Raw genomic sequence first — 21029 nt, 5'->3', positions numbered from 1 at the left:
GTTAGCTATCAATCTCTTTGTATTCTAACGATAAAAGTGCTTCTGGCAAAAGGCTTTTCGTTTAAATTTGTATCAGCGCCGGTTCGCCGGCTGCATTTCGCTTAGTGCCGCTTCGACCGCGTGTTCGCGCCATAACCGCGCCGGTGAATGTTGGCTTTGTTCCTGACTGAGCCAAATTTGTCCGTCCCGTGCACAAATACCTTCCAGTTGTCCGGCCTCAGGCAACGGGATCAGACGCTGCAGCTGGAATTGGCGGTCAAGTACGGCGACAAAGGCATTAAACTCGTTCTCCAGCGCAAACCGCAGCAGGTTATGTTGATAATTCTGATAGCCGGTCAACACAAACTGCGCGGTTGCGGGTAAATAAACCGCATCGGTCACCAGTCCCGGCAGTCCGGTAACCTGCGCCTGCGCAGTCAGGACCTGTTGTTGTGAACTGTGTGGGTCGATCTGATAGACCTGACTGATGCCGCTGTCCCAACTTTTGCTAAACAGCCACAAACTGCCGTCGGCAAAGGCCAGTGCCTCGGCGTCAAAATCGTGCCGGTAGGGTTCAGGCAAGCTGGCCGGATAGCTGGCAAACCGGTAATTCAGACTCGGCAGAATTTCGACTTTTGCCTGGTTCGACTGATAGTGAACCCGGTGGATGAAGCCGTTATTGCGTTGCCCGCGATTATTGCCACTGTCAGCGATATACAGCTGCTCACCATTGGCTGCCAGTGCTTCCCAGTCGATGTTTTCCAGCGCCAGTGGTACTGCGGTCAGACGCAGCGCAGCGTCCAGTTGCTGCAACTCAGGGCTGTTGCCGGAATCGTTGATAGAAATGAAACCTTCGGCAGTGCAGACCAGCCCCGATGTTTCGCGGCTTGCGGCGGGCAGCAAGCTGGTGTCAGCACTGGGTGACGCAGGGGGCACCGTCTGGCAGCCGCCTGCCAGCATCGTGGCTCCGATGAAAACAATCTGCCTAAACAAACCAGACATAGCGATCCTCAGCATAGATTAGAAAAACCTGTATGTTGTTGATGTTACCACGACAAAATGCCGTTCATTTACAAAGTGCAACATTGCGTGGCTCCGGTGTTATCAGTAGAATGCCATGAGTCGCTGATTTTCTAAACGAAGCAGTGTTCTTGCGGTGCTGTTTCAAATATTTCAGGGAAGTGTTGTTTGAAGAAGTCCAGTTCAATCGAAGTCAGCGGAAGCGGTTATGCCGCCCTCTATCGTTTTATCGATTACGCCATTCTGATGTTTGTGTTGTTGCTGAGCTGCCATTTATACGGGGTCAGTTTCGACAAAAATTACCTGATTTTATTGCTCGCTGAAGTTTTGTTATTTTCTTACTTAGCCGAAGGCATGTCGTTGTACCGGTCCTGGCGCTTATCCGCATTTCGTCAGATGATCCGACGCGCCGTCGCAGTGTTAGTCATTTCCTTTGCCATTCAGCTTATCTCATTGTTTTTATTAAAAGTTGGTGCTAGTTATTCCCGGGTGATCATGACGGCCTGGTTCTGCGGTTGCGTGCTACTGATGGTCGGTTGGCGCCTGGCGCAGCGCATCGTACGTAAAGTGCAGCTCGAACATGGTATTCACCGGCAAAAAGTGGCGCTGGTGGGCCTGACCGCCCGCGGTATTCAACTCAACCAGCAATTTGCTGACGAACGTGAACTGGGCTTTGAATGTATCGGCTTTTTTGATGATCGTGATGCGTCACGGATGCCGGAAGAATATCAACACTTGTTGCTGGGGACGGTCAATGACGCCGTGATGCGTGGCCAGCAGGGCGAGTTTTCCCGTTTGTATATTTGTCTGCCGATGCATGCCGAAGCGCGGATCCAGCATATTGTCAGTCAATTGGGCGATACCACCCTCGATGTCTATCTGGTGCCGGACATGCTGACCTTAAAGATGATGCAGGGCCGGCTCAGTGCTGTGGGTGATATTGATACCATCAGTGTGTTTGAGTCACCGCATTTGGGGTTACAGAGCCATTTCAAGCGCACTTTTGATGTGTTGTTCAGCGCCACTGCATTAGTATTGCTGAGCCCGTTGTTGTTGGTGTTAGCCTGTGGTGTCAAGCTGACGTCGCGGGGGCCGGTGTTATTCCGTCAGGACCGCTATGGTCTGGATGGTAAAAGAATCGGTGTATTGAAATTTCGTAGTATGAAAGTGCAGGAAAATGCCGAACTGGTGGTGCAGGCCACGCGCAACGACCCGCGGGTGACCTGGTTTGGCGCCTTCCTCCGGCGCACGTCGCTCGACGAATTACCACAATTTATCAATGTATTACATGGCGAGATGTCTGTTGTCGGACCAAGGCCGCATGCGGTGGCGCACAACGAGCAGTATCGCAATCAGGTCGCTTTTTATATGCTGCGACACAAAGTAAAACCGGGGATCACCGGCTGGGCCCAGGTGAATGGCTGGCGTGGTGAAACCGATACACTGGATAAAATGGCGAAAAGGGTGGAGTTTGATCTGTATTACATCCGCCATTGGTCGCTGTGGTTTGATATCAAAATTATCGTCAGAACAATTTTCAAAGGGTTTAGTGGCAAACATGTGTATTAACAAGGGAAGCAATGACATGGGTAAGCTGAAGTTAACGCGCCTGACAGGGATGCTGTTTTGTGGTGTGGTGACCACGGCACAGGCGCAGGAACCAGAGGGAATGATCCGTACCGAGTCTGGTATCGATTTAATCCCGGGGCTGGTGACTTCGTTGCGCCATGATGACAACGTGATCCGCGACAAAGACAAAACCGTGTCGAGCTGGCTGACGACGATTGCGCCGTCATTAAAAGCCAATCTGGTCGACGGTGTGAACAACTACACACTGAGCACCGCACTGCGTAACGGCAAATATTTCAGCAGCAGCGAAGATAACTACACCGATGGCTATCTGGACGGCGAAGCCCGGTTATCCCCAGGCAGCGCGCATCAGCTGAAAATTAAAGGCACAGGCAGCTGGCTGCATGAAGACCGCGGCACCGGTGTGTCAGAAGGCCGTGGCTTAGTGCAGGACGAAGTCACGCGCTACAACAGCCAGAACGGTGTGGTGGAATATGAATACGGTAACCAGGGTTCTACCGGCAAACTGCGCGCAAACGCGCGGTATTATGCCAAAGACTACGACAACTTCCGTGAAGTAACGCAATACCGTGACCATGATCTGCGCCAGCTCGGTGGTGGTTTTGTCTATCAGACCGGTGGGGCTTTTAAATTGGTTGCCGAAGTTGCGAGTGCCGACATCAATTTTAAATCTGTCGATTTAAGTGGTGCGCGGGACAACCAGGATACCAACTATCGCCTCGGGACTGAATGGGAACTGAGTGCCATCACTACCGGGATCCTGAAGCTGGGTTACCAGAAAAAAGACTTTGAACTGGACCAACGGGAGAATTTCAGTGGTTTTGCCTGGGAAACTATCGTGCAATGGCAACCACTGACTTATTCAGGTTTTGATCTCGCGGCTGGCCGGCGCGCCAAAGACGTTGATGCGCTTAACATTAACTCGGACTATATCGTCGAAACCAGTTACAGCATTGGCTGGAACCACCAGTGGTCCGAATCCCTGACGTCAAAACTGGCCTATGAATATCAGACCGACGCTTACAACCTGTTGCAGAGCAGTGCGAATAGTTTGCTTCGCCGTGAAGATACGAATAAGGTGATAGCTGCAGAATTAACCGCAAAACCAAAGCGTTGGTTGCAGGTCACTGGTTTTATTAATCTGGAAGACCGCAGTTCTACGTTAGGCATCATTGAGTTCGACCGCACAGTTTACGGTGTTGAATTCAAAGTGACGTTGTAAGGAAAAACAGATGTTGGGCAAAGGCTTGGGCAGATTTATCGGCAGATTTTTCGCCATCTCATTGTTGTTATGCTTCGGTGTGATGGCGCAGACCACCACAGCGTCGGCGCCGCAAAGTGCAGACGATTATGTGTTGGGACCGGGAGATATCATCAAAATCAAAGTGTTTGGTGAGCCTGAGTTAGATCTGGAAACCCAGCTGACCAATAGCGGGACGCTGAATTATCCGTTTTTGGGGACTATTAAAGTCACCGGCATGACGCTGAAACAAGTGGAACAACATCTGTATCAAGGGCTCAAGGGCGATTATTTTGTCGAGCCTAATGTCTTTGTCGGCATGGTGCAATACCGGCCGTTTTATATCCATGGCGAGGTGAAAAAGCCCGGCGGATATCCGTATCAACCGGGGATGACTGTTGACCAGGCCGTCGCGTTGGCCGGCGGTATGACCGAGCGGGCGTCCCGCGAAGACATCATTATTTCGCGCGAAGGCGACAAAGCCACCAAACAAAAAGGCAATCTGAATACTCAAATCAGTGCCGGCGATACCATCACAATTGAGCAGAGATTTTTCTGATGGCGATTTCAGCTGAAAACAACGCAGCACCTGATGAAGTGATTGATTTACGTAAATATTTCATGGTGATCAACCGCTCAAAATGGCGGATTTTATTACTGGCAGTGTTAGTCTCGGCGCTGACGATTTTTGTCGTGCTGAACATGAAACAAATTTACAGCAGCAAAGCGACGTTGTTGATTGAATCACAACAAGCCAAAGCGGTGAAAATTGACGAAGTTTACGGCATCAATTCTGCGCAGCAGGAATATTACCTCACGCAGTTTGAGATCCTGAAATCCCGTACTATCGCTGAATCAGTCATCGACCGGCTGCAGCTGGCCAGCCACCCTGAATTTGTCGGACAACCGGGTCTGCTGGATGACTTGCGCAGCTTATTACCTTTTCTGACTGCCGGGACGCAGCAGATCTCCGCTGAAGGCCAGGCCGCGCGTGACCGCGAGAAACTGGTTCAGGCGTTTATCGAACGGTTGTCGATCGAGCCGGTACGAAAAACGCAGCTGGTCAGCATTGTCTTTGAAGCACAGGATCCGAAGCTGGCCGCCGAGGTCGCCAATGCGATTGGTGAAGCTTATATCGATGGTCAGCTGGCGGCCAAAATGGGCATCACGCAAAAAGCCAGCAGCTGGCTGGGCGGGCGTCTCGGCGAGCTGCGGTTAAAACTCGATCAATCTGAACAGTCACTGCAGGAATTCCGCTTACGCGAAGGGCTGGTCGATGTGGCAGGTGTGCGTAGTCTTGGTAGTCAGGAACTGGAACGCTTAGGCGAACAAATCACTCAGGCCCGGTCGAAAAAAGCCCAGATCGACAGTTTTGTCCGTGTGGTGAAACAATATGGCATCGACCAAATCGAGAAGCTGGAAACCCTGCCGGAAATAACTGCGCATCCTGGCGTGCAGAGTGTGAAAATGGAAGCCGTATCGGCCGAGCGGAAAGTGTCAGAGCTCAGCAAAATTTACGGGCCAAAACATCCGAAATTGCTGGCGGCCAAATCTGAACTAGCGTCGGTGCAGGACAATTTACGCGAGCAAATCCGTAAACTGTTGTCGGGCATCACCAACGAAGCCGACACTCTGAGCCAGAGCCTGAGTGCGCTCGAAAGCGAAATGCAACGCGCCAAAGGCCAGTATCAGGACCTGAGCGGTAAAGAAGCCGAGTATCAGCGCTTACAACGTGAAGTGGAAACCAATCGCCAGCTGTTTGATACTTTCATGGCGCGGCAAAAAGAAACCGAAGTGACTGGTGATTTTAATTCAGCAGTGGCGCGTTTTACCGACCGGGCAATGCCGGCGGTCGATCCGATTAAACCGAAACGCAAACTGATTGTGATCCTGGCGTTTGTCGCGGCCATTGGCTTTGGCATCATTGTGGCTTTTGTGATGGAATCGCTGAACGACACCATCAAAACGACACAAGAAGTTGAAGCGGTGCTGCAACAACGTGCGCTCGGCGTGGTGCCTAAAATTGCTGGTAAACAGCAGTTGGTGACATTAAACCGCACCTTTTTCTCCACCGATGCGCGTTTGTTCAGCGAATCGATCCGATCTATCCGGACCAGTCTGTCGTTGCTTGGGCTGGACCGGCCGATCCAGGTACTGGCAGTGACGTCGTCAATTCCGGAAGAGGGTAAATCGACAGTGTCGAGTAATCTGTCGTTTGCCTGCCGCCAGCTTGAAACCGTGTTGCTGATTGATGCGGATATGCGCAAACCGACCATTGCCAAACGTTTTGGTCTGCCGGCGTTTCAACCGGGCCTGGCCAACTATCTGGCCGAAACCGAGACGCTGGAAGATTGTATTGTGCGTGATGAGCAAAGCGGCATCGACATCATGCCGGCCGGCACCATTCCGTTAAATCCGCTGGAGTTATTATCAAGCCCGCGCGTAGCAACGCTGCTGGCTGAACTGCGCGGCCGTTATCAGAAAATCATCATCGATACACCGCCGGTGCATGCTGTCAGTGACGCATTAGTGCTGTCACGGTTGTCGGATGCGGTGGTGATGGTGGTGAAAGCCGATCATACCCGCTCAGGTCTGGTGCAGTTGTCGTTGTCGAAACTAGTGAACGCCCATGCCCGGGTTGTTGGTGTGGTGCTGAATGATCTTGATTTGAAAAACGCCGAGCGTTACGGCAGCTACGGCTATTACCAATATTATGCGCAGTCGTCTGAATCGACATGATTGACCTGCACAGCCATATCCTGCCCGGTATTGATGACGGCGCTGTGGACGCGGGCGAAACGCTCGCGTTGCTGCGTCTCGCCGCCGCGGATGGCATTCGCCGGATGGTGGCAACGCCTCACATCAATCCGGGTTATTTCGACAATGACCGCAACACAATTACCTCGGCCTTAGCGGTCGCCCGTGCACTGGTGCTAGAGCATCAAATCCCCATCCAACTGGCGGCAGCAGCCGAAGTGCGACTCACCGACCAACTGATGAGTGCGATTGAGCAACAACAGTTGCCATTTTTGGGGATGTGGCAAGGGCAGCAGGTACTTTTGCTGGAATTACCACATAGCCATGTCCCGGCTGGTACCGATAAATTACTGAAATGGCTTGGTAAAAAGCAGATCATTGCGATGATTGCGCATCCGGAACGCAATCGGGAAATCCAGGCCAATCCACAATTACTGCAACGCCTGCAAAGCGCTGGTTGTTTGTTTCAGCTCACCGCCAGCTCATTGCTCGGTGATTTAGGTGATCGCCATCAGCAATGTGCCAACATGCTGGTGCGCCAACGCATCTATCAGGTGATGGCCAGCGATTGTCATAATTTGCAACGTCGCCCTCCCAAGTTACAGCAAGCCCGGCAACAGCTGGCGCTGCTGACGGACGATCACTACGCCGACGCACTGGTATCGGCGCATCCGGCACTGATCACGGCGAGCCTCGATTTTGGAGGGAGCCAATGAGCCCAATGTTACGCCGTCGAATGTTGCTGACCGTTTTAGCACTGCCACTGGCGGGATTGATGTTTCTGGCCGGCCAGGCCGGGATCGCCAGTCTGTATTATTTTCAGGCGGCTTTTGCGCTTGATCATTGGCAACAACAACCACCTGTAGCGGATGACTATCAACAGGCTGCTACAGCGATCGGTCAGGCTGGCGCATTGCAGCCCGGCAATCCGCATTATTTATTGATGCAGGCCAAAATTAATGAATGGGGCTGGCACAGCGGTTATCTCAATACTGAAGCACTGGCTGGCAACGAAGCGTTGTATCAGCAAGCCATCGCGCTGCGACCCGATTGGCCGGTTGCATACGCCGACTATGGTTATTTCCTCGGCCATACGCAGTTCCGCCTGACTGATGCCTGGACGCAAATGACATTAGCGCGTCAACACGGTGCTTATTTACCGCAAGTACAGCAGAAGTTTTTAAGTCTGAGTTTTCAGTATTGGCCTTATTGGTCGGCTGGGCAAAAAGCAGAAATTTTCAAATACTTGCAGCAGACATTGTTTGGCCATCTGAGCGGTCAGGCCATTGCGTTAGTCCGGCAATTTAAACTGCAGCGTCAGTCTTGTCTTTATTTAAGCCGGCGTGCAGCAACAGAGCCGCAGTGGCCTCAGGTTGAACGGCAGTTGTGTACTGAGGCGAGTCCGGCACCATGACGGGGCAGTCCGGCTCAGGTTTGGTTTTGCACACGCAGGTGCGTGCACAGTCAATGCCGTCGCTGGTCAGCGAACTGGTGAGCCGGGCAAAACGCCGGCTACCGACCCGGCTGTATTTAGCCAACGTACATATGCTGATGGAAGCGGCTGATGATGCTGATTTTGCCGCAGTGTTGGCCCGCAGCGAATTTGTCCTGGCGGATGGCAAACCACTGTGTTGGTGGCAGCGACTGGTCAATGGCATCAGCTGCCCGCAACTGCGTGGCATTGATCTGGTGCTGGCACTATGTCGCCGTGCCGCAGCCGAGGGCTTACGGGTGGGTATTTATGGTGGTCATGCCGAGGCTGATTTGCAGTCTGCAGTCCACCGCCTGCAGCAGTTAGTGCCGGGATTGCTGGTTTGCTACCAGCATGCGCCGTCGTGGCAGCCATATCCAGCCAGTGCTGAACCACAGCAATTACAGCTGATGCAGCAGGCCCAACTCGATATTATTCTGGTGGCACTTGGTTGTCCGAAACAAGAAGTCTGGATTGACCAATACAGTGCGCAGTTGCCAGCGCTGCAGCTGGGGATCGGTGCAGTAGTGGATTTTCTCAGCGGTCGCCGGCGGCAGGCTCCGCGCTGGGTGCAACGGCTGGCGCTGGAATGGTTGTATCGCTGGTTACAGGAGCCACGCCGGCTGGCGCCCCGATACCTGAAACATAATCCGCGGTTTTTAATCTGTTTGTGCCGGGCCTGGTGGCAGCAACGCAGCCGGTGATTGAGTGTCTGGAGAAGAGTGTTTGAACAAAAAAGTGGCGTTTATTACCGGGATCACCGGACAAGATGGTTCTTATTTAGCCGAGTTGTTACTTGCTAAAGGTTATCAGGTGCACGGCCTGAAACGTCGGGCCTCGTCACTGAATACCAGCCGGATTGACCATATTTATCAGGATCCGCATCAGCAGGACCTGCCATTGTTCTTGCACTACGGTGATATGAGTGACAGTCTGGCCTTATGCGGCTTGTTGCAGAAAATTCAGCCTGACGAAATCTATCACCTGGCCGCACAAAGTCATGTCGCGGTGTCGTTTGAAGCGGCCGAATATACCGCCAATGTGGTGGCGCTTGGCACTATCCGTTTGTTAGAGGCGGTACGTTTATCTGGGCTGAATTGTCGGTTTTTTCAGGCAGCCACCTCAGAGATGTATGGCAAAGTCACCAGCCTGATGCAAAACGAAGACACGCCATTTCGGCCTTGTTCGCCTTATGCGATAGCTAAAGTCGGCGCATATTGGACCACCGTGAATTACCGCGAGGCTTATGGTTTATTCGCCGTTAACGGCATTATGTTTAACCATGAATCGCCGCGACGCGGTGAGACTTTTGTCACCCGTAAAATTACCCGTGCCTTAGCAGCGATTGCGCTGGGTCAGCAACAATGTCTGTATCTGGGCAATCTGGATGCTCGGCGTGACTGGGGTTTTGCTGCCGACTATATGGATGCAGCCTGGCGTATGTTGCAGCAAGACACACCCAGTGATTTTGTCATAGCGACCGGTGTGCAGCATACCGTACGGGAATTTTTGCAGTGTTGCGCCGCCAGCCTCGGCATCAGCCTGAGCTTCAGTGGCTCTGGCCTGACCGAGATCGCCACAGTATTGCAGTGTGATCCGGCCCGCACGCCTGCTTTACAACCAGGCGCCGTGATCCTGCGAATTGATCCGCGTTATCTGCGCCCGAGCGAAGTGCCATCATTATGTGGCGATGCGACGCGGGCCAGAACCGTGCTTGGCTGGCAACCCGCGACAGATTTTACCGCGTTGTGCCAGATGATGATGGCGCATGATCTGGCTCAGGCCAGACGACAGGCATTATTAGAGGCCAACGGTTATGCACGCTGAAGGCCAGAAACCACTGCGAGTGTTTATCGCCGGTGATCAGGGCATGGTCGGGCAGGCACTGTATCGCGAGTTCAGCCAAACGGCCGAACGGTCCGTTGCTTATCAGCTGATCACCGCACCGCGTAGTCAATTGGATTTAACCCGTCAGGCCGACGTTGAGGCTTTTATCGAGCAGCAACAACCGGACTGGATCCTGGTTGCGGCGGCTCGGGTTGGTGGCATTGCGGCCAATCAACAATATCCGGCCGAATTTATTCTGCAGAACCTGCAAATTGCCGCCAACTTAGTGGCTGCTGCGCATCAGTGCGGTGTCTCGCGTTTGTTGTTTTTGGGGTCAAGCTGCATTTATCCGAAGTTTGCCGACCAGCCGATCAGTGAAGCTGCGCTGTTAAGCGGGGCGCTCGAGCCCACGAATGATGCGTACGCTATCGCGAAAATTGCCGGTTTAAAGCTATGCAGCAGTTTTCACCGGCAGTATGGCGCCGATTTCCGTGCGCTGATGCCAACCAATTTGTATGGGCCCGGCGATAATTTCGATTTGCAACAGGCGCATGTGATCCCAGCGTTAATGCGTCGGATGCAACTGGCGAAAGATGCGCAAAGCCCAATGCAGATTTGGGGTTCCGGCAAAGCGCTGCGCGAGTTTTTGCATGTCGATGATTTGGCCAGAGCCTGCCGTCTGGTGATGGAGTTGCCAGCGGAAGTCTATTGGCAGGCCTGCTCTGACACGCCGGGGTTTTTGAATGTCGGCAGTGGTGAGGAAATTAGCATCGCGGCGCTGGCGACGTTACTGCGTGATGTTATCGGCTACCCGCAGGCGCTGAGTTTTGATCCGGCCCGGCCCGATGGCACGCCACGCAAACTGGTGGATAGCAGCCGCTTACGCCGGCTTGGCTGGACACCACAGATTTCGTTAACAGCAGGTCTGACCCAGACCTGGCGCTGGTATCAACAACATCAGCAACAGCTGCGTGGCGCCGCCGATAGTGGGCGTTGAATACAGCTTGAACAGGGTCAGCACTGCTGGCCTGCAGCAGTCGGTGGTGCAATTGACAGCAGCGCAGTGCTCCATCAGACTAACCCGAATCAGTGATTTGACAGGATTTCAGTAATGTTCACTCCCGTAATTATGGCCGGTGGCTCAGGAACGCGGTTATGGCCACTCTCACGTGGTAACTACCCGAAGCAATTTTTAGCGCTGACTGGTGATACCACCATGTTGCAGCAGACGTTGTTGCGTCTCAAAGGTCTGGCGCATCAGGCGCCTTTGCTGATCTGTAACGAGGATCACCGTTTTATCGCCGCCGAGCAGGTGCGTCAGCTGGGCGTGCAGGGCGCGTCTATTTTGCTGGAACCGGTTGGACGCAATACAGCGCCCGCAATTGCACTAGCCGCGTTGCAGGCCGTTGCGACGTCTCCGGATGCAGTATTATTGGTGCTGGCCGCAGATCATGTGATTGACGATGAAGCAGCATTTCGCGCCGCGGTCCAGCAGGCAGAACCACTGGCTGCTGCGGGAAAACTGGTCACTTTTGGCATAGTACCTACAGCGCCGGAAACCGGTTATGGTTATATCCGCCGTGGCGCCGCCTCTGGCCTTGGTTTTCAGGTCGATGCTTTTGTCGAAAAACCCAATCTGCCGACTGCAGAGCAGTATCTGCAAAGCGGCGAGTATTATTGGAACAGCGGCATGTTTATGTTCCGTGCCGACCGTTACCTGCAGTTGTTAGGTCAATATCAGCCGGCGATGCTGGCAGCCTGTCAGGCTGCGATGGCTGAACTGAGTCCGGATTTAGATTTTGTCCGGGTGAAGAAGGCGGCATTTGAGGCTTGCCCGGATAATTCTATCGATTACGCCATTATGGAGCCATTAAGCCGCGATGAACCGGCCAGTGTGGTGGTATTACCTTTAGCTGCCGGCTGGAATGATGTCGGCGGGTTTGCTGCTTTGTGGCAGGTCAGTGGTAAAAACAGCGATGGCAATTCACATCACGGTGATGTCTGGTCGCACAACAGCCAAAACTGCTATGTGCGCGCTGAACAGCAGCTCGTTGCGACCGTCGGTGTGCAGGATTTAGTCGTGATCAGCACCAAAGATGCGGTTTTGGTTGCGCACAAAGATCAGGCTCAAGACGTCAAACATATCGTCGCACAGCTCAAAGCCAAACAGCGTCCCGAAGTGACCTTTCATCGTGAAGTGTACCGTCCTTGGGGTAAATACGATTCGGTTGACCATGGTGAACGCTTCCAGGTGAAGCGGATCACGGTCAAACCCGGCGCGAAATTATCGGTGCAGATGCACCATCACCGCGCCGAGCATTGGATTGTGGTATCGGGTACCGCCAAAGTGACTATCGATGGCACAGATCAATATCTGACAGAAAACCAGTCTGTGTATATCCCCATCACTGCGGTGCATGCGCTGGAAAACCCGGGCAAGGTTGAGCTGGAACTGATTGAAGTGCAGTCCGGTTCTTACCTTGGCGAAGATGACATTGTGCGGTTTGAAGACCGTTATGGGCGGGCCTGACATGTCCCTGAACACTGACACGGAGCGGAAAACCGAGATGTACCGCAAAATTAATTGCGTCAAAGCCTATGATATTCGTGGCCGGCTTGGTGATGAATTGGATGAAGATGTTGCTTACCGTATCGGCCGCGCTTTTGGTCAATACCAACAGGCTAAAACAGTTGTTGTCGGCGGCGATGTGCGCGCGACGTCGGAAAGCCTGAAACTGGCGCTGGCGAATGGTCTGATGGATGCCGGCGTTGATGTCATCGATATCGGCATGACCGGCACTGAAGAAGTCTATTTCGCCACTTTCCATTTAGGCGTCTGTGGCGGCATTGAAGTGACGGCCAGCCATAATCCACTCGATTACAACGGCATGAAGCTGGTGCAAAAAGGCGCCAGACCGATCAGCGGCGACAGTGGTTTATTTGACATCAAAGCCCTTGCCGAACAAGGTGATTTTGTTGCCGTCACCACGCGTGGCAGCTACCGGCAGCAGTCCATTCTGGCTGATTTTGTCACCCATCTGTTGGGTTACATCCGTCCTGCGTTGTTCAAACCGATGAAGGTTGTGGTGAATTCGGGCAATGGCGCGGCTGGTCATGTTATTGATGAGCTGGAAAGTCGTTGTGCAGCCTTGGGTTTACCGCTGCAGTTTATCAAAGTTCATCACGAGCCGGATGCGACTTTCCCCAATGGTATTCCCAACCCGTTGTTACCGGAAAACCGCGCCGATACCTCAAAAGCTGTGCTGGCACATCAGGCCGATTTTGGCGTGGCCTGGGACGGCGATTTTGACCGTTGTTTCCTGTTTGATGAGCAAGGCCAGTTTATCGAAGGCTATTACATCGTTGGTTTATTGGCGGAAGCGTTCCTGCAGCAGCACAGCGGTGCCCGCATTATTCACGACCCACGTTTAACCTGGAACACCATTGATTTGGTGCAGCAGGCAGGTGGTGAAGCCATTCAGTCCAAAACCGGCCACGCTTTCATCAAAGAGCGGATGCGGCTGGAAGATGCGGTCTATGGTGGTGAGATGAGCGCGCATCACTATTTCCGTGATTTTGCTTATTGTGACAGTGGCATGATCCCGTGGTTGCTGGTGGCGGAACTGATGTGCGTCAAGCAAAAAACGCTGTCAGCATTAGTCGCGGAGCGCATCGCCGCCTTTCCGTCCAGTGGTGAAATCAACTTCACTATTGCTGAGCCTAAAGCCAAATTGGCGGAAATTCTGGCGTTGTATCAGCCTTCTGCGGACAAGCTCGACACCACAGACGGTATCAGTCTGGAGTTTGCCGACTGGCGTTTTAACCTGCGCAGTTCCAATACCGAGCCACTGGTGCGGCTGAATGTGGAAAGCCGTGGCGATATCGCGCTGATGCAGGCAAAAACGGCGGAGCTGTCCGCGCTGTTACAGCAAGGCTGACTGAGATGACTGCAGCATCGCCCGACGATATCCGCCAGGACCCGGCCATCCAGAAACTGCTGGAACGGATGCCTGCGGATGTGCAGCAAAGCTTTACTGAAGCACAGCTGAGCTATCTGCGCGTCGCGTTGGGCGCGCGGCAATGGGGTAAACACCGGCTGGACTTACGCGGCACTGTCGGGCTGGGGCGCTGGCGTTATTATTATGTACTGGTGGGTGGACGTAATCATCGCGGCGATCCGCGCCACGGTCAGCTGAGCCGGCTGATGCAAGCGGTCGTGATCAGTACTTTTTTGTTGGTGGCCGCTTTGATCGGTCTGGTGCTGCTGTATCTGCTGAAATCGGCACTGGGTATTGATTTATTTGACGATTATTCTTTTGGCATCTGGCATTGGTTTAAAGCGCTGTTTGCTGGCTGATGGTCGTCTTAACCTAGACCGGAATCTCAACCTCAACCTGAAGCGCAGAGCCGCTGCTGCGCTTCAGTCTGATATCTGTTTGATCAGAGACTAATCTCGAGCCGTTGTACCACCACGCTGTTTTGTGATTCTTCGTCATCGTCTTCGGCCAATAAACCGACAGGTTTTGCCGGCACTGCTTCTTTGTCAAAAGCGGTGTCACCGGCAAACTCGCCGGCACGCGCTTTACTGACGGCGGCAAAATCGAACAGATTTTTATCGACCATATGCGATGGCACGATGTTTTGCATGGCCTGGAACATGGTTTCAATCCGTCCCGGGAAGCGTTTGTCCCAGTCCTGCAGCATTTCTTTCACTACCTGGCGTTGCAAGCCATCCTGTGAACCACACAAGTTGCATGGAATGATTGGGAATTCACGGGCTGTCGCGTATTTTTCGATGTCTTTTTCCCGGCAGTAAGCTAGCGGTCTGATCACGATATGTTCGCCATTGTCGCTGATCAGCTTCGGTGGCATCGACTTCATTTTGCCGCCGTAGAACATGTTCAGAAACATCGTCTCAATCATGTCATCGCGATGGTGGCCCAGTGCGATTTTCGTCGCGCCCAGCTCTTTGGCGGTGCGGTATAAAATGCCACGACGTAACCGGCTGCATAAAGAACAGGTGGTTTTGCCTTCCGGAATTTTTTCTTTGACGATGGAGTAAGTGTCTTCAGTAACGATTTGGTAATCCACGCCGATGCCATCTAAGTAAGTAGGCAACACATGCGCCGGAAAGCCCGGCTGTTTCTGGTCCAGATTGACCGCCACAATGCTGAAGTTAATCGGCGCGGATTGTTGCAGATTCAGCAGAATGTCGAGCAAGGTATAACTGTCTTTGCCACCGGACAGGCAGACCATGATTTTGTCGCCTTCCTCAATCATGCCAAAATCAGCGATGGCCTGGCCTACGCCACGACGCAGTCTTTTATGCAGTTTATTCAGATTATATTGCGCTTTGGCTTCAGCGGAGTGTGACATGATGCTACCCAGACAGTAAAAAAGGCGCACATTATAGCGGATCACGCCCGCTTGCCAATTCCAATTCTTGGTTACGGGCGTGGAACATCGGTTGTGATCAGACCGGCGCGTCCGGTTTTAGCGCCAATACGTCGCAATCGAGCCGGTCAATCACATGTTCGGCGGTATTGCCAATAATGGCTGCCGACAACCCAGTACGACCGATAGTGCCGATAATCACCATCTCGGCATCCAACTCCTTCGCCACTCGCGGGATCACGTCTTCCGGCATGCCTTCCTGCACGTGGACAAACTCTGCCGTGAGGTCAAACTGACCAGCCAGCGCATTGGCTGCATCTATATGGTGATGGCGCATGCTGTCGTTGTATTCAACCGGGTTAAATTCCGGGATCTCAATCGCCACATGAATAGGCGTGCCCGGGTAGGCATTGACCAAGTGCACTTTGGCGTTCAGCATCGCGGCCATCGCTTGCGCCTGACGAATGATGATGTGATTCAGTGCCTTGTGATGCGGCTTTTCGCTACCGGCATTAACTGCCGCCAGAATATTGCCTTGTGCCGGCCACGCATGTTCTTTCACCATTAACACCGGGCAGGGGCACTTACGCAGAATATGCCAGTCGGTCGGGGTAAAAATCATCGATTTGAGTACATCGTGGTCATGGGTGCCTTTGATCACCAAATCATAACCATGTTCGCTGACAGTCTGCACTATGGCCTCAAACGGCCGGTTGTGCCAAACCACTTTGGCACTGCAGGCGATCCCTTTGCTGCGGGCCTGATGTAATAATTCCTGGATCCAAATTTCGCGGTCGGTGATCACGGCCTGACGCATCGATTCGCGTTCTTCGCCGGATAACATCGTCGTCATTTCGTAAGAGAAATCGTAGATGGATAAAAAGGCAGTGATTTTACATGCGGTATGCTCGGCCAGTTCTATCGCCCTTGCCAATGCTTTTTGCTGATCAGTACTGGGATCGAGCACCACCAGCACATCCTGATAAGTCGCCATCATCATTCTCCTTTGCAGTCACAGGTACAGAATCAGTGTAGCTAAGTTAAACCGCTTCGCGCTCGGTAATGTTGTGTTGGATCAACAGACTGCTGATTGGTTCCCGGAAAAGGGCAGCGTTCAGAGCTGTCAGGCGCAGAAAAAACAAAACCGCCCGAAGGCGGTTTTGCTGTTAGTCCATCCCATATCAGCGGCCGATTTGCGCCATACCGGCGATGCGGCTTAATTCTTCAAAATTGGCAATGGTGATCAGTTTACCATCGACATGGATGAGCTCATCTTTATGGAAACGCCCCAGCAGGCGGCTGATGGTTTCCACGGTTAATCCCAGATAGTTGCCGATCTCACCGCGAGTCATCGTCAGGCGAAACTCTTTACGCGAGAAACCACGGCTACCAAAGCGCTGCGCCAGATTTGTGATAAAAGCGGCCAGTTTTTCTTCGGCAGTTTTGCGGTTCAGCAGCAGCATCATTTGCTGGTCACCGTGGATATCCTGACTCATCAGGCGCATCAGTTGCTGACGCAGCTTCGGGACCTGATCTAACAGACTATCGAGGTTGTTAAACGGGATCTCACAGACCAGCGCAGTTTCCAGTGCCTGGGCGTAACTTGGATGCTGCTGATCACCAATGGCATCAAAGCCAATCACGTCGCCCGGTAAATGAAAACCGGTGATTTGTTCTTCGCCTTGTTCGGACAAGGTGTAAGTTTTAAAAGAACCAGTGCGTACTGCGTACAACGCCTGTAACGGTTTGCCGGCTTCAAATAAATGATCACCTTTGTGCGACGGACGTTTGCGTTGGATGATCTGATCAAGCTTATCAAGCTCTGCATCATTAAGAGTGAATGGCAGACATAGTTGGCTGAAGCCACAGTGCTGGCAGTTAATACTTGAAGGTGAACTCATCGCAGGTTTCCAAACTCCATCCAAAGTATGCCCAGCTTAAAAAACCAGAGCACGAAGTGCAAGGTAAATTGTCTGTAACGCGTAAGCGGCCAGGACGGCTGCCAGTCCATATCGCACCCATTGCTGTTGCTGCAATGTCCTGAGCGCGTCTGCGGTTTGGCCCGCCAGTAACACAGCAGGCAGGGTGCCAAGACCGAACAAAGCCATCCACAAGGCGCCCTGACTGGCACTACCGCTGCCGAGGCTCCAGCTCAAAGCTGAATACACCAGGCCACAGGGTAAATAGCCCCAACATAACCCGTACAAATAGGCTTTGCGGCCAGAATCCAGCGGTAACAGCTTCTGGCTCAGTGGCTGGACCCGACGCCAAAGTGCTTGTCCGGCCCGTTCCAGTTTCAGCAGACCAAACCATAATCGGCTGATATACAGTGCCATCGCCAATAACATCAAACCGGCGAACAGTTGCAGCCACTGCGGCATAAAGCCAGTGCTGCCAATCATCGTTGCGCCAAGACCGCCAAATAAGGCGCCGGTCAGCGCATAACTGCTGATACGGCCAAGACCCAGCATCAGCTGCAGCCAGCCGCGTCGGGTCCGCGATGGCGGCATCAACATCTGCAGTGCACCGGCCATTCCGCCGCACATCAACAGGCAATGCGCACTGCCAAACAGACCAACAAAAAATGCGGCGAAAATATCAGGGTTCACGGGATGGCGGTGTGTTTTCGGCAGGTGGAGTTGAAGCGGCTGGTTTTTCGTTAAACAGGATGCTGAAACCTTCTTTATCCAGGTCGTCAAACTGTTTAGAACGCACCGCCCAGAAGAATATCGCGATGCCAATCATCACAAAGATGACCGCAATGGGGATCAAGACGTAGATAATACTCATGCTTTGAGCAACCGTAATGAATTAGACACTACCAGCAGTGAACTGCAGGACATACCGATCACTGCAACATAAGGCGAGACAAAACCACAGACCGCCAACGGGATAATAACCAGATTGTACCCGGCTGCCCACCACAGATTTTGCCGCACCACCAGATGCGCGCGACGAGCGCCGTCAATCAGGGTTTGCAACTGCTGCAGGTCATTGTGCAGCAACACCACGTCCGCCTGGTTTTTCGACAGTTCAGTACCGCTGTCGAGTGCAACAGACACATGTGCAGCATGAAAACATGGACTGTCGTTAATCCCATCACCAACCATCAACACGGTTTCGCCAGTTTGCACTGACTGCTGGATCGCACTGACTTTTTGCTCCGGACTGCAGCCTTGCCAAAGTTCGTTGATACCAAGTTGCGTTGCCACAGCTGGTGCTGCGGCTGAAGCGTCACCGGTCAGGATCGCCAGCTTTAAATGACGTTGCTGCAGGGCAGGGATCAGCGTGGTGACTTCTGGTCTGAGTTGATCTGCCAGTTGCACTGTTGCCGCAAGTTCGCCGTTGATGGACAAACACACCTGAGCGCCGGCCAGACGCGGGTCTTGTGGATCCAGGCCACAAAAATCCGGCCGGCCAATGCGTAGCTTCTGTTGCTGATATACACCTGACAAACCGGCTCCAACCGTGAGGCTGACGCCCTCAAGCGGCAGAGCTTGTTGCAAGTAAGGGCTAAATGCCCGGGCAATCGGATGTTCGGATTGCTGCTCCAGATTGGCCATCAGATTCAGCAGTTGTGCTTTGTCGTACAGCGGCGTGAAGATTTGCACATCGGTCAGACTAAAGCGGCCTTGGGTCAGCGTGCCGGTTTTGTCGAAGAAAATCTTGCTGAGTTTGGGCAGGACATCGAGTACATGCTGGTTTTTGATCAGGATGCCTTTACGATTGAGCTGTGCCAAAGCACAGGTCACGGCAGTTGGGGTGGCCAGACTCAGCGCGCAAGGGCAGGTGGCGACCAGTACGGACAGCGTCACCCAAAATGCGCGGTCAGCATCAATCCAGAAATACCAGGCACAAAAAGTGGCAGTGGCAATCACTAGTAGTCTTTGCACAAAGAAGCGGGCGATGCGATCGGTTTTTTCCAGAATGGCCGGTTTTTGATGCAGAGTTTGTTGCTGCAGCGCGATAATTTGCCCCAAACGTGATTCGGTCAGAGCACTACGGACCTGCACCACCAGAATGCCGTCATGGTTCATACTGCCGGCGAGGACCACATCACCGGCTTGTTTACTGACTGCTTTGTATTCGCCGGTTAACATCGATTCATCAGCTGAGCTGACACCACTTTCCACCACACCATCAGCAGGAATGGTCTCACCGGCTTTCACCAGAATATGGTCGCCGCTTTGCAGCCGTCTGGCGGATGTAGCGGTGCCATGTTCACCATCCCACAAGGTGGCGCTGACCGGCATCACTTTCAGTAAATTGCTGGTCGCATCGCGCGCTTGTTTTCTGGCTCGGAATTCAAAGAATTTGCCAAGCTGCAGCAGAAAGACAAACATACAGACCGACTCAAAATAGACTTCGCCGGTATCAAAGACGGTGGCATACAACGAAGCGATAAAGGTGTAATACAGTGCCAGCGTAATGGGCACATCCATATTGAGCTGGCGGGCCTTTAATGCGCGCCAGGCGCTGCGACTAAATGGCAGGGCAGCGTACGCCATCACAGGCAGGGTCATCAACAGACTGACCCAGCGCAGATACCCTTCGTACTGCGCTTCTATGCCGGTAAATTCACCGAAGTACAAACCAAACGCCAGCATCATCACTTGCATCGTCATGATGCCGGAGACCGCCAAACGCTTGAGATAGGCGTTTAATTCCTGCTGGAAATTCTGTTCTTCCAAGTCAGCGACAAAAGGACTGGCCTGATAACCCAGCTCGCTGATTTGGCCTAATATTTGGCTGAGCGGCGCGGTTTTGGCATTCCAGACCAGTTCGCATCGGGCTGTGCCTGAGTTAACGCTAACGCGCTGTACTGCGCTATTTTGCTGCAGCTTACGCTCAATCAGCCAGGCGCAGGCTGCGCAACTCATACCGTTGATCGAGAGTTCAATGCGCTGCGCATCACCAACCTGTTGGGTCAGGTCCTGTAAGACTTCGGCACTGTCGTAGCTGGTGAGTTGTGCCTGTAATTCCGCCGGGACCGCATTGGCTTTGCTGGCGGCTTTGCTGCGGAATTTATAGTAGTCACTAAGACCTTGCGCGACGATGGTTTCGGCGACGGCCTGGCAGCCGGCGCAGCAAAAAACTTGTGTCTCAGCGAATACTTCACAGTGAAAATCGGTTCCGGCCGGGACAGGTTCATGACAATGAAAACAGCGCTGTTGCAGCATGGGGCAGTCTGAAGTCTCAGTAAGTCAATTTAATTGCATCTATGGCCGGCAGGCTTAAGGATGCGCGCAGTTTCCACTGGTTGGCGTTATCGTGCACCACCAGATTCCATCTACCGGTTGGGGTTACCGGCAGTTCTGCGACATACATGGATTCACCGCTACGATGCGCGATGACTTTAAAATCTTGAGCCGCAAGCGTGTTGTGGACAAAATCCAGCGTCAGGTCTTCATCCAGAATGCTGTTGGTATCAAAGGTCAGAATGGCTTTATTACCGGCCAGCAGTACTTTTGCATGTAAGTTACGTGCGGCGGCTTCACGGTAAAGGGATAAATTCTGGTTGATGGCTTTGCCTTCAGCATAATAGTCGTCGACGACTAAATCCGGGCTGTGCTGATTCATGATATAGACGGTATGAACGGCTTTAAGCACGGAAAATACCGGTATACTGATCAGGATCCAGGGCCAGACTTGTTTATACCAAGGTTTAGACATCAGAACTTCCTTCATTTATTGACTGTAGGCAGATAAAACGAAGCCCCTCGAGGGGGCTTCAATGCTGTGCCAGAGTCA

General features: G+C 52.8%; 20 protein-coding genes. 12 read left to right on the top strand and 8 right to left on the bottom strand.

Translation table 11 applies throughout. The features are described 5' to 3' along the window. Positions 1 to 72: 72 nt before the first annotated feature. A complete protein-coding gene (locus ACQ66Q_RS05200) occupies positions 73 to 939 on the bottom strand; it encodes a hypothetical protein (RefSeq protein ID WP_430455815.1) in 867 nt (288 codons plus the stop codon). 228 nt (positions 940 to 1167) lie between these two features. Between ACQ66Q_RS05200 and ACQ66Q_RS05195 the strand changes: the two genes are divergently transcribed. The 12 genes from ACQ66Q_RS05195 (at position 1168) to ACQ66Q_RS05140 (ending at position 14241) form a co-directional block, all read left to right on the top strand. Further along, positions 1168 to 2568 (top strand): undecaprenyl-phosphate glucose phosphotransferase, encoded by a 1401-nt coding sequence (locus tag ACQ66Q_RS05195; RefSeq protein WP_430455814.1) that lies wholly within the window; start codon positions 1168 to 1170, stop codon positions 2566 to 2568. Between the two features lie 16 nt (positions 2569 to 2584). Further along, the gene (locus ACQ66Q_RS05190) at positions 2585 to 3811 is read left to right on the top strand and encodes an outer membrane beta-barrel protein (protein WP_430455813.1); all 1227 of its coding nucleotides are present in this window, start codon (positions 2585 to 2587) and stop codon (positions 3809 to 3811) included. A gap of 10 nt (positions 3812 to 3821) precedes the next feature. Next, on the top strand, positions 3822 to 4388 hold the full coding sequence (locus tag ACQ66Q_RS05185; RefSeq protein WP_430455812.1) for a polysaccharide biosynthesis/export family protein: 567 nt from the start codon (positions 3822 to 3824) through the stop codon (positions 4386 to 4388). After that, on the top strand, positions 4388 to 6568 hold the full coding sequence (locus tag ACQ66Q_RS05180) for a GumC family protein (protein WP_430455811.1): 2181 nt from the start codon (positions 4388 to 4390) through the stop codon (positions 6566 to 6568). Before ACQ66Q_RS05185 ends, ACQ66Q_RS05180 begins: the two co-directional genes overlap by 1 nt. Next, positions 6565 to 7302: a tyrosine-protein phosphatase gene (locus ACQ66Q_RS05175; protein ID WP_430455810.1), complete on the top strand. Its 738-nt coding sequence runs from the start codon at positions 6565 to 6567 to the stop codon at positions 7300 to 7302. The genes ACQ66Q_RS05180 and ACQ66Q_RS05175 overlap by 4 nt, the downstream gene beginning before the upstream one ends. After that, positions 7299 to 8000: a hypothetical protein gene (locus tag ACQ66Q_RS05170; protein WP_430455809.1), complete on the top strand. Its 702-nt coding sequence runs from the start codon at positions 7299 to 7301 to the stop codon at positions 7998 to 8000. Before ACQ66Q_RS05175 ends, ACQ66Q_RS05170 begins: the two co-directional genes overlap by 4 nt. A gap of 53 nt (positions 8001 to 8053) precedes the next feature. After that, positions 8054 to 8761 (top strand): WecB/TagA/CpsF family glycosyltransferase, encoded by a 708-nt coding sequence (locus tag ACQ66Q_RS05165; RefSeq protein WP_430455808.1) that lies wholly within the window; start codon positions 8054 to 8056, stop codon positions 8759 to 8761. Positions 8762 to 8783: 22 nt separating this feature from the next. After that, a complete protein-coding gene (gmd, locus tag ACQ66Q_RS05160) occupies positions 8784 to 9884 on the top strand; it encodes a GDP-mannose 4,6-dehydratase (RefSeq protein WP_430455807.1) in 1101 nt (366 codons plus the stop codon). Beyond that, positions 9874 to 10881, top strand: a complete 1008-nt coding sequence (locus ACQ66Q_RS05155; RefSeq protein WP_430455806.1) for a GDP-L-fucose synthase family protein — start codon at positions 9874 to 9876, stop codon at positions 10879 to 10881. Before gmd ends, ACQ66Q_RS05155 begins: the two co-directional genes overlap by 11 nt. 114 nt (positions 10882 to 10995) lie before the next feature. Further along, on the top strand, positions 10996 to 12414 hold the full coding sequence (locus ACQ66Q_RS05150; RefSeq protein WP_430455805.1) for a mannose-1-phosphate guanylyltransferase/mannose-6-phosphate isomerase: 1419 nt from the start codon (positions 10996 to 10998) through the stop codon (positions 12412 to 12414). A gap of 37 nt (positions 12415 to 12451) precedes the next feature. Beyond that, positions 12452 to 13822: a phosphomannomutase CpsG gene (locus tag ACQ66Q_RS05145; RefSeq protein WP_430458537.1), complete on the top strand. Its 1371-nt coding sequence runs from the start codon at positions 12452 to 12454 to the stop codon at positions 13820 to 13822. 5 nt (positions 13823 to 13827) lie between these two features. Beyond that, positions 13828 to 14241: a 3-phosphoshikimate 1-carboxyvinyltransferase gene (locus ACQ66Q_RS05140; protein ID WP_430455804.1), complete on the top strand. Its 414-nt coding sequence runs from the start codon at positions 13828 to 13830 to the stop codon at positions 14239 to 14241. A gap of 83 nt (positions 14242 to 14324) precedes the next feature. Here the strand turns inward: ACQ66Q_RS05140 and ttcA are convergent, their stop codons facing one another. The 7 genes from ttcA to ACQ66Q_RS05105 all read right to left on the bottom strand — a co-directional run bounded on the left by ttcA (position 14325) and on the right by ACQ66Q_RS05105 (position 20951). Next, positions 14325 to 15260 (bottom strand): tRNA 2-thiocytidine(32) synthetase TtcA, encoded by a 936-nt coding sequence (gene ttcA, locus ACQ66Q_RS05135; RefSeq protein WP_430455803.1) that lies wholly within the window; start codon positions 15258 to 15260, stop codon positions 14325 to 14327. Between the two features lie 97 nt (positions 15261 to 15357). Further along, positions 15358 to 16272 carry a universal stress protein UspE gene (gene uspE, locus ACQ66Q_RS05130; RefSeq protein WP_430455802.1) on the bottom strand — a complete coding sequence of 305 codons (915 nt, stop codon included), beginning with the start codon at positions 16270 to 16272 and terminating at the stop codon, positions 15358 to 15360. A 187-nt stretch (positions 16273 to 16459) separates the two neighbouring features. Then, complete coding sequence (gene fnr / locus ACQ66Q_RS05125) at positions 16460 to 17179, bottom strand: fumarate/nitrate reduction transcriptional regulator Fnr (protein WP_430455801.1); 720 nt, start codon at positions 17177 to 17179, stop codon at positions 16460 to 16462. Between the two features lie 36 nt (positions 17180 to 17215). Further along, on the bottom strand, positions 17216 to 17887 hold the full coding sequence (locus ACQ66Q_RS05120; RefSeq protein WP_430455800.1) for a sulfite exporter TauE/SafE family protein: 672 nt from the start codon (positions 17885 to 17887) through the stop codon (positions 17216 to 17218). Next, entirely contained in the window at positions 17877 to 18068 is a 192-nt protein-coding gene (gene ccoS, locus ACQ66Q_RS05115; RefSeq protein ID WP_430455799.1) for a cbb3-type cytochrome oxidase assembly protein CcoS, read from the bottom strand. Before ccoS ends, ACQ66Q_RS05120 begins: the two co-directional genes overlap by 11 nt. Then, positions 18065 to 20458 (bottom strand): heavy metal translocating P-type ATPase, encoded by a 2394-nt coding sequence (locus ACQ66Q_RS05110; protein WP_430455798.1) that lies wholly within the window; start codon positions 20456 to 20458, stop codon positions 18065 to 18067. The genes ccoS and ACQ66Q_RS05110 overlap by 4 nt, the downstream gene beginning before the upstream one ends. 16 nt (positions 20459 to 20474) lie before the next feature. After that, positions 20475 to 20951 carry a FixH family protein gene (locus tag ACQ66Q_RS05105; RefSeq protein WP_430455797.1) on the bottom strand — a complete coding sequence of 159 codons (477 nt, stop codon included), beginning with the start codon at positions 20949 to 20951 and terminating at the stop codon, positions 20475 to 20477. Positions 20952 to 21029 lie beyond the last annotated feature (78 nt).

The organism is Rheinheimera sp. (genome assembly GCF_965283995.1).
Taxonomy (GTDB): domain Bacteria; phylum Pseudomonadota; class Gammaproteobacteria; order Enterobacterales; family Alteromonadaceae; genus Pararheinheimera.
This window is presented reverse-complemented; position numbering and strand designations above follow the sequence as displayed.

Bases quoted from the DNA above. Each gene is read 5' to 3' on its own strand.
- ACQ66Q_RS05175 (WP_430455810.1), top strand. From the start codon at position 6,565: ATGATTGACCTGCACAGCCATATCCTGCCCGGTATTGATGACGGCGCT.
- uspE (WP_430455802.1), bottom strand. From the start codon at position 16,272: ATGGCGACTTATCAGGATGTGCTGGTGGTGCTCGATCCCAGTACTGAT.
- ACQ66Q_RS05110 (WP_430455798.1), bottom strand. From the start codon at position 20,458: ATGCTGCAACAGCGCTGTTTTCATTGTCATGAACCTGTCCCGGCCGGA.
- ACQ66Q_RS05190 (WP_430455813.1), top strand. From the start codon at position 2,585: ATGGGTAAGCTGAAGTTAACGCGCCTGACAGGGATGCTGTTTTGTGGT.
- ttcA (WP_430455803.1), bottom strand. From the start codon at position 15,260: ATGTCACACTCCGCTGAAGCCAAAGCGCAATATAATCTGAATAAACTG.
- ACQ66Q_RS05185 (WP_430455812.1), top strand. From the start codon at position 3,822: ATGTTGGGCAAAGGCTTGGGCAGATTTATCGGCAGATTTTTCGCCATC.
- ACQ66Q_RS05140 (WP_430455804.1), top strand. From the start codon at position 13,828: ATGACTGCAGCATCGCCCGACGATATCCGCCAGGACCCGGCCATCCAG.
- ACQ66Q_RS05150 (WP_430455805.1), top strand. From the start codon at position 10,996: ATGTTCACTCCCGTAATTATGGCCGGTGGCTCAGGAACGCGGTTATGG.
- ACQ66Q_RS05170 (WP_430455809.1), top strand. From the start codon at position 7,299: ATGAGCCCAATGTTACGCCGTCGAATGTTGCTGACCGTTTTAGCACTG.
- ACQ66Q_RS05145 (WP_430458537.1), top strand. From the start codon at position 12,452: ATGTACCGCAAAATTAATTGCGTCAAAGCCTATGATATTCGTGGCCGG.
- ACQ66Q_RS05180 (WP_430455811.1), top strand. From the start codon at position 4,388: ATGGCGATTTCAGCTGAAAACAACGCAGCACCTGATGAAGTGATTGAT.
- ACQ66Q_RS05200 (WP_430455815.1), bottom strand. From the start codon at position 939: ATGCTGGCAGGCGGCTGCCAGACGGTGCCCCCTGCGTCACCCAGTGCT.
- ACQ66Q_RS05165 (WP_430455808.1), top strand. From the start codon at position 8,054: ATGCCGTCGCTGGTCAGCGAACTGGTGAGCCGGGCAAAACGCCGGCTA.
- ACQ66Q_RS05105 (WP_430455797.1), bottom strand. From the start codon at position 20,951: ATGTCTAAACCTTGGTATAAACAAGTCTGGCCCTGGATCCTGATCAGT.
- ACQ66Q_RS05155 (WP_430455806.1), top strand. From the start codon at position 9,874: ATGCACGCTGAAGGCCAGAAACCACTGCGAGTGTTTATCGCCGGTGAT.
- ccoS (WP_430455799.1), bottom strand. From the start codon at position 18,068: ATGAGTATTATCTACGTCTTGATCCCCATTGCGGTCATCTTTGTGATG.
- fnr (WP_430455801.1), bottom strand. From the start codon at position 17,179: ATGAGTTCACCTTCAAGTATTAACTGCCAGCACTGTGGCTTCAGCCAA.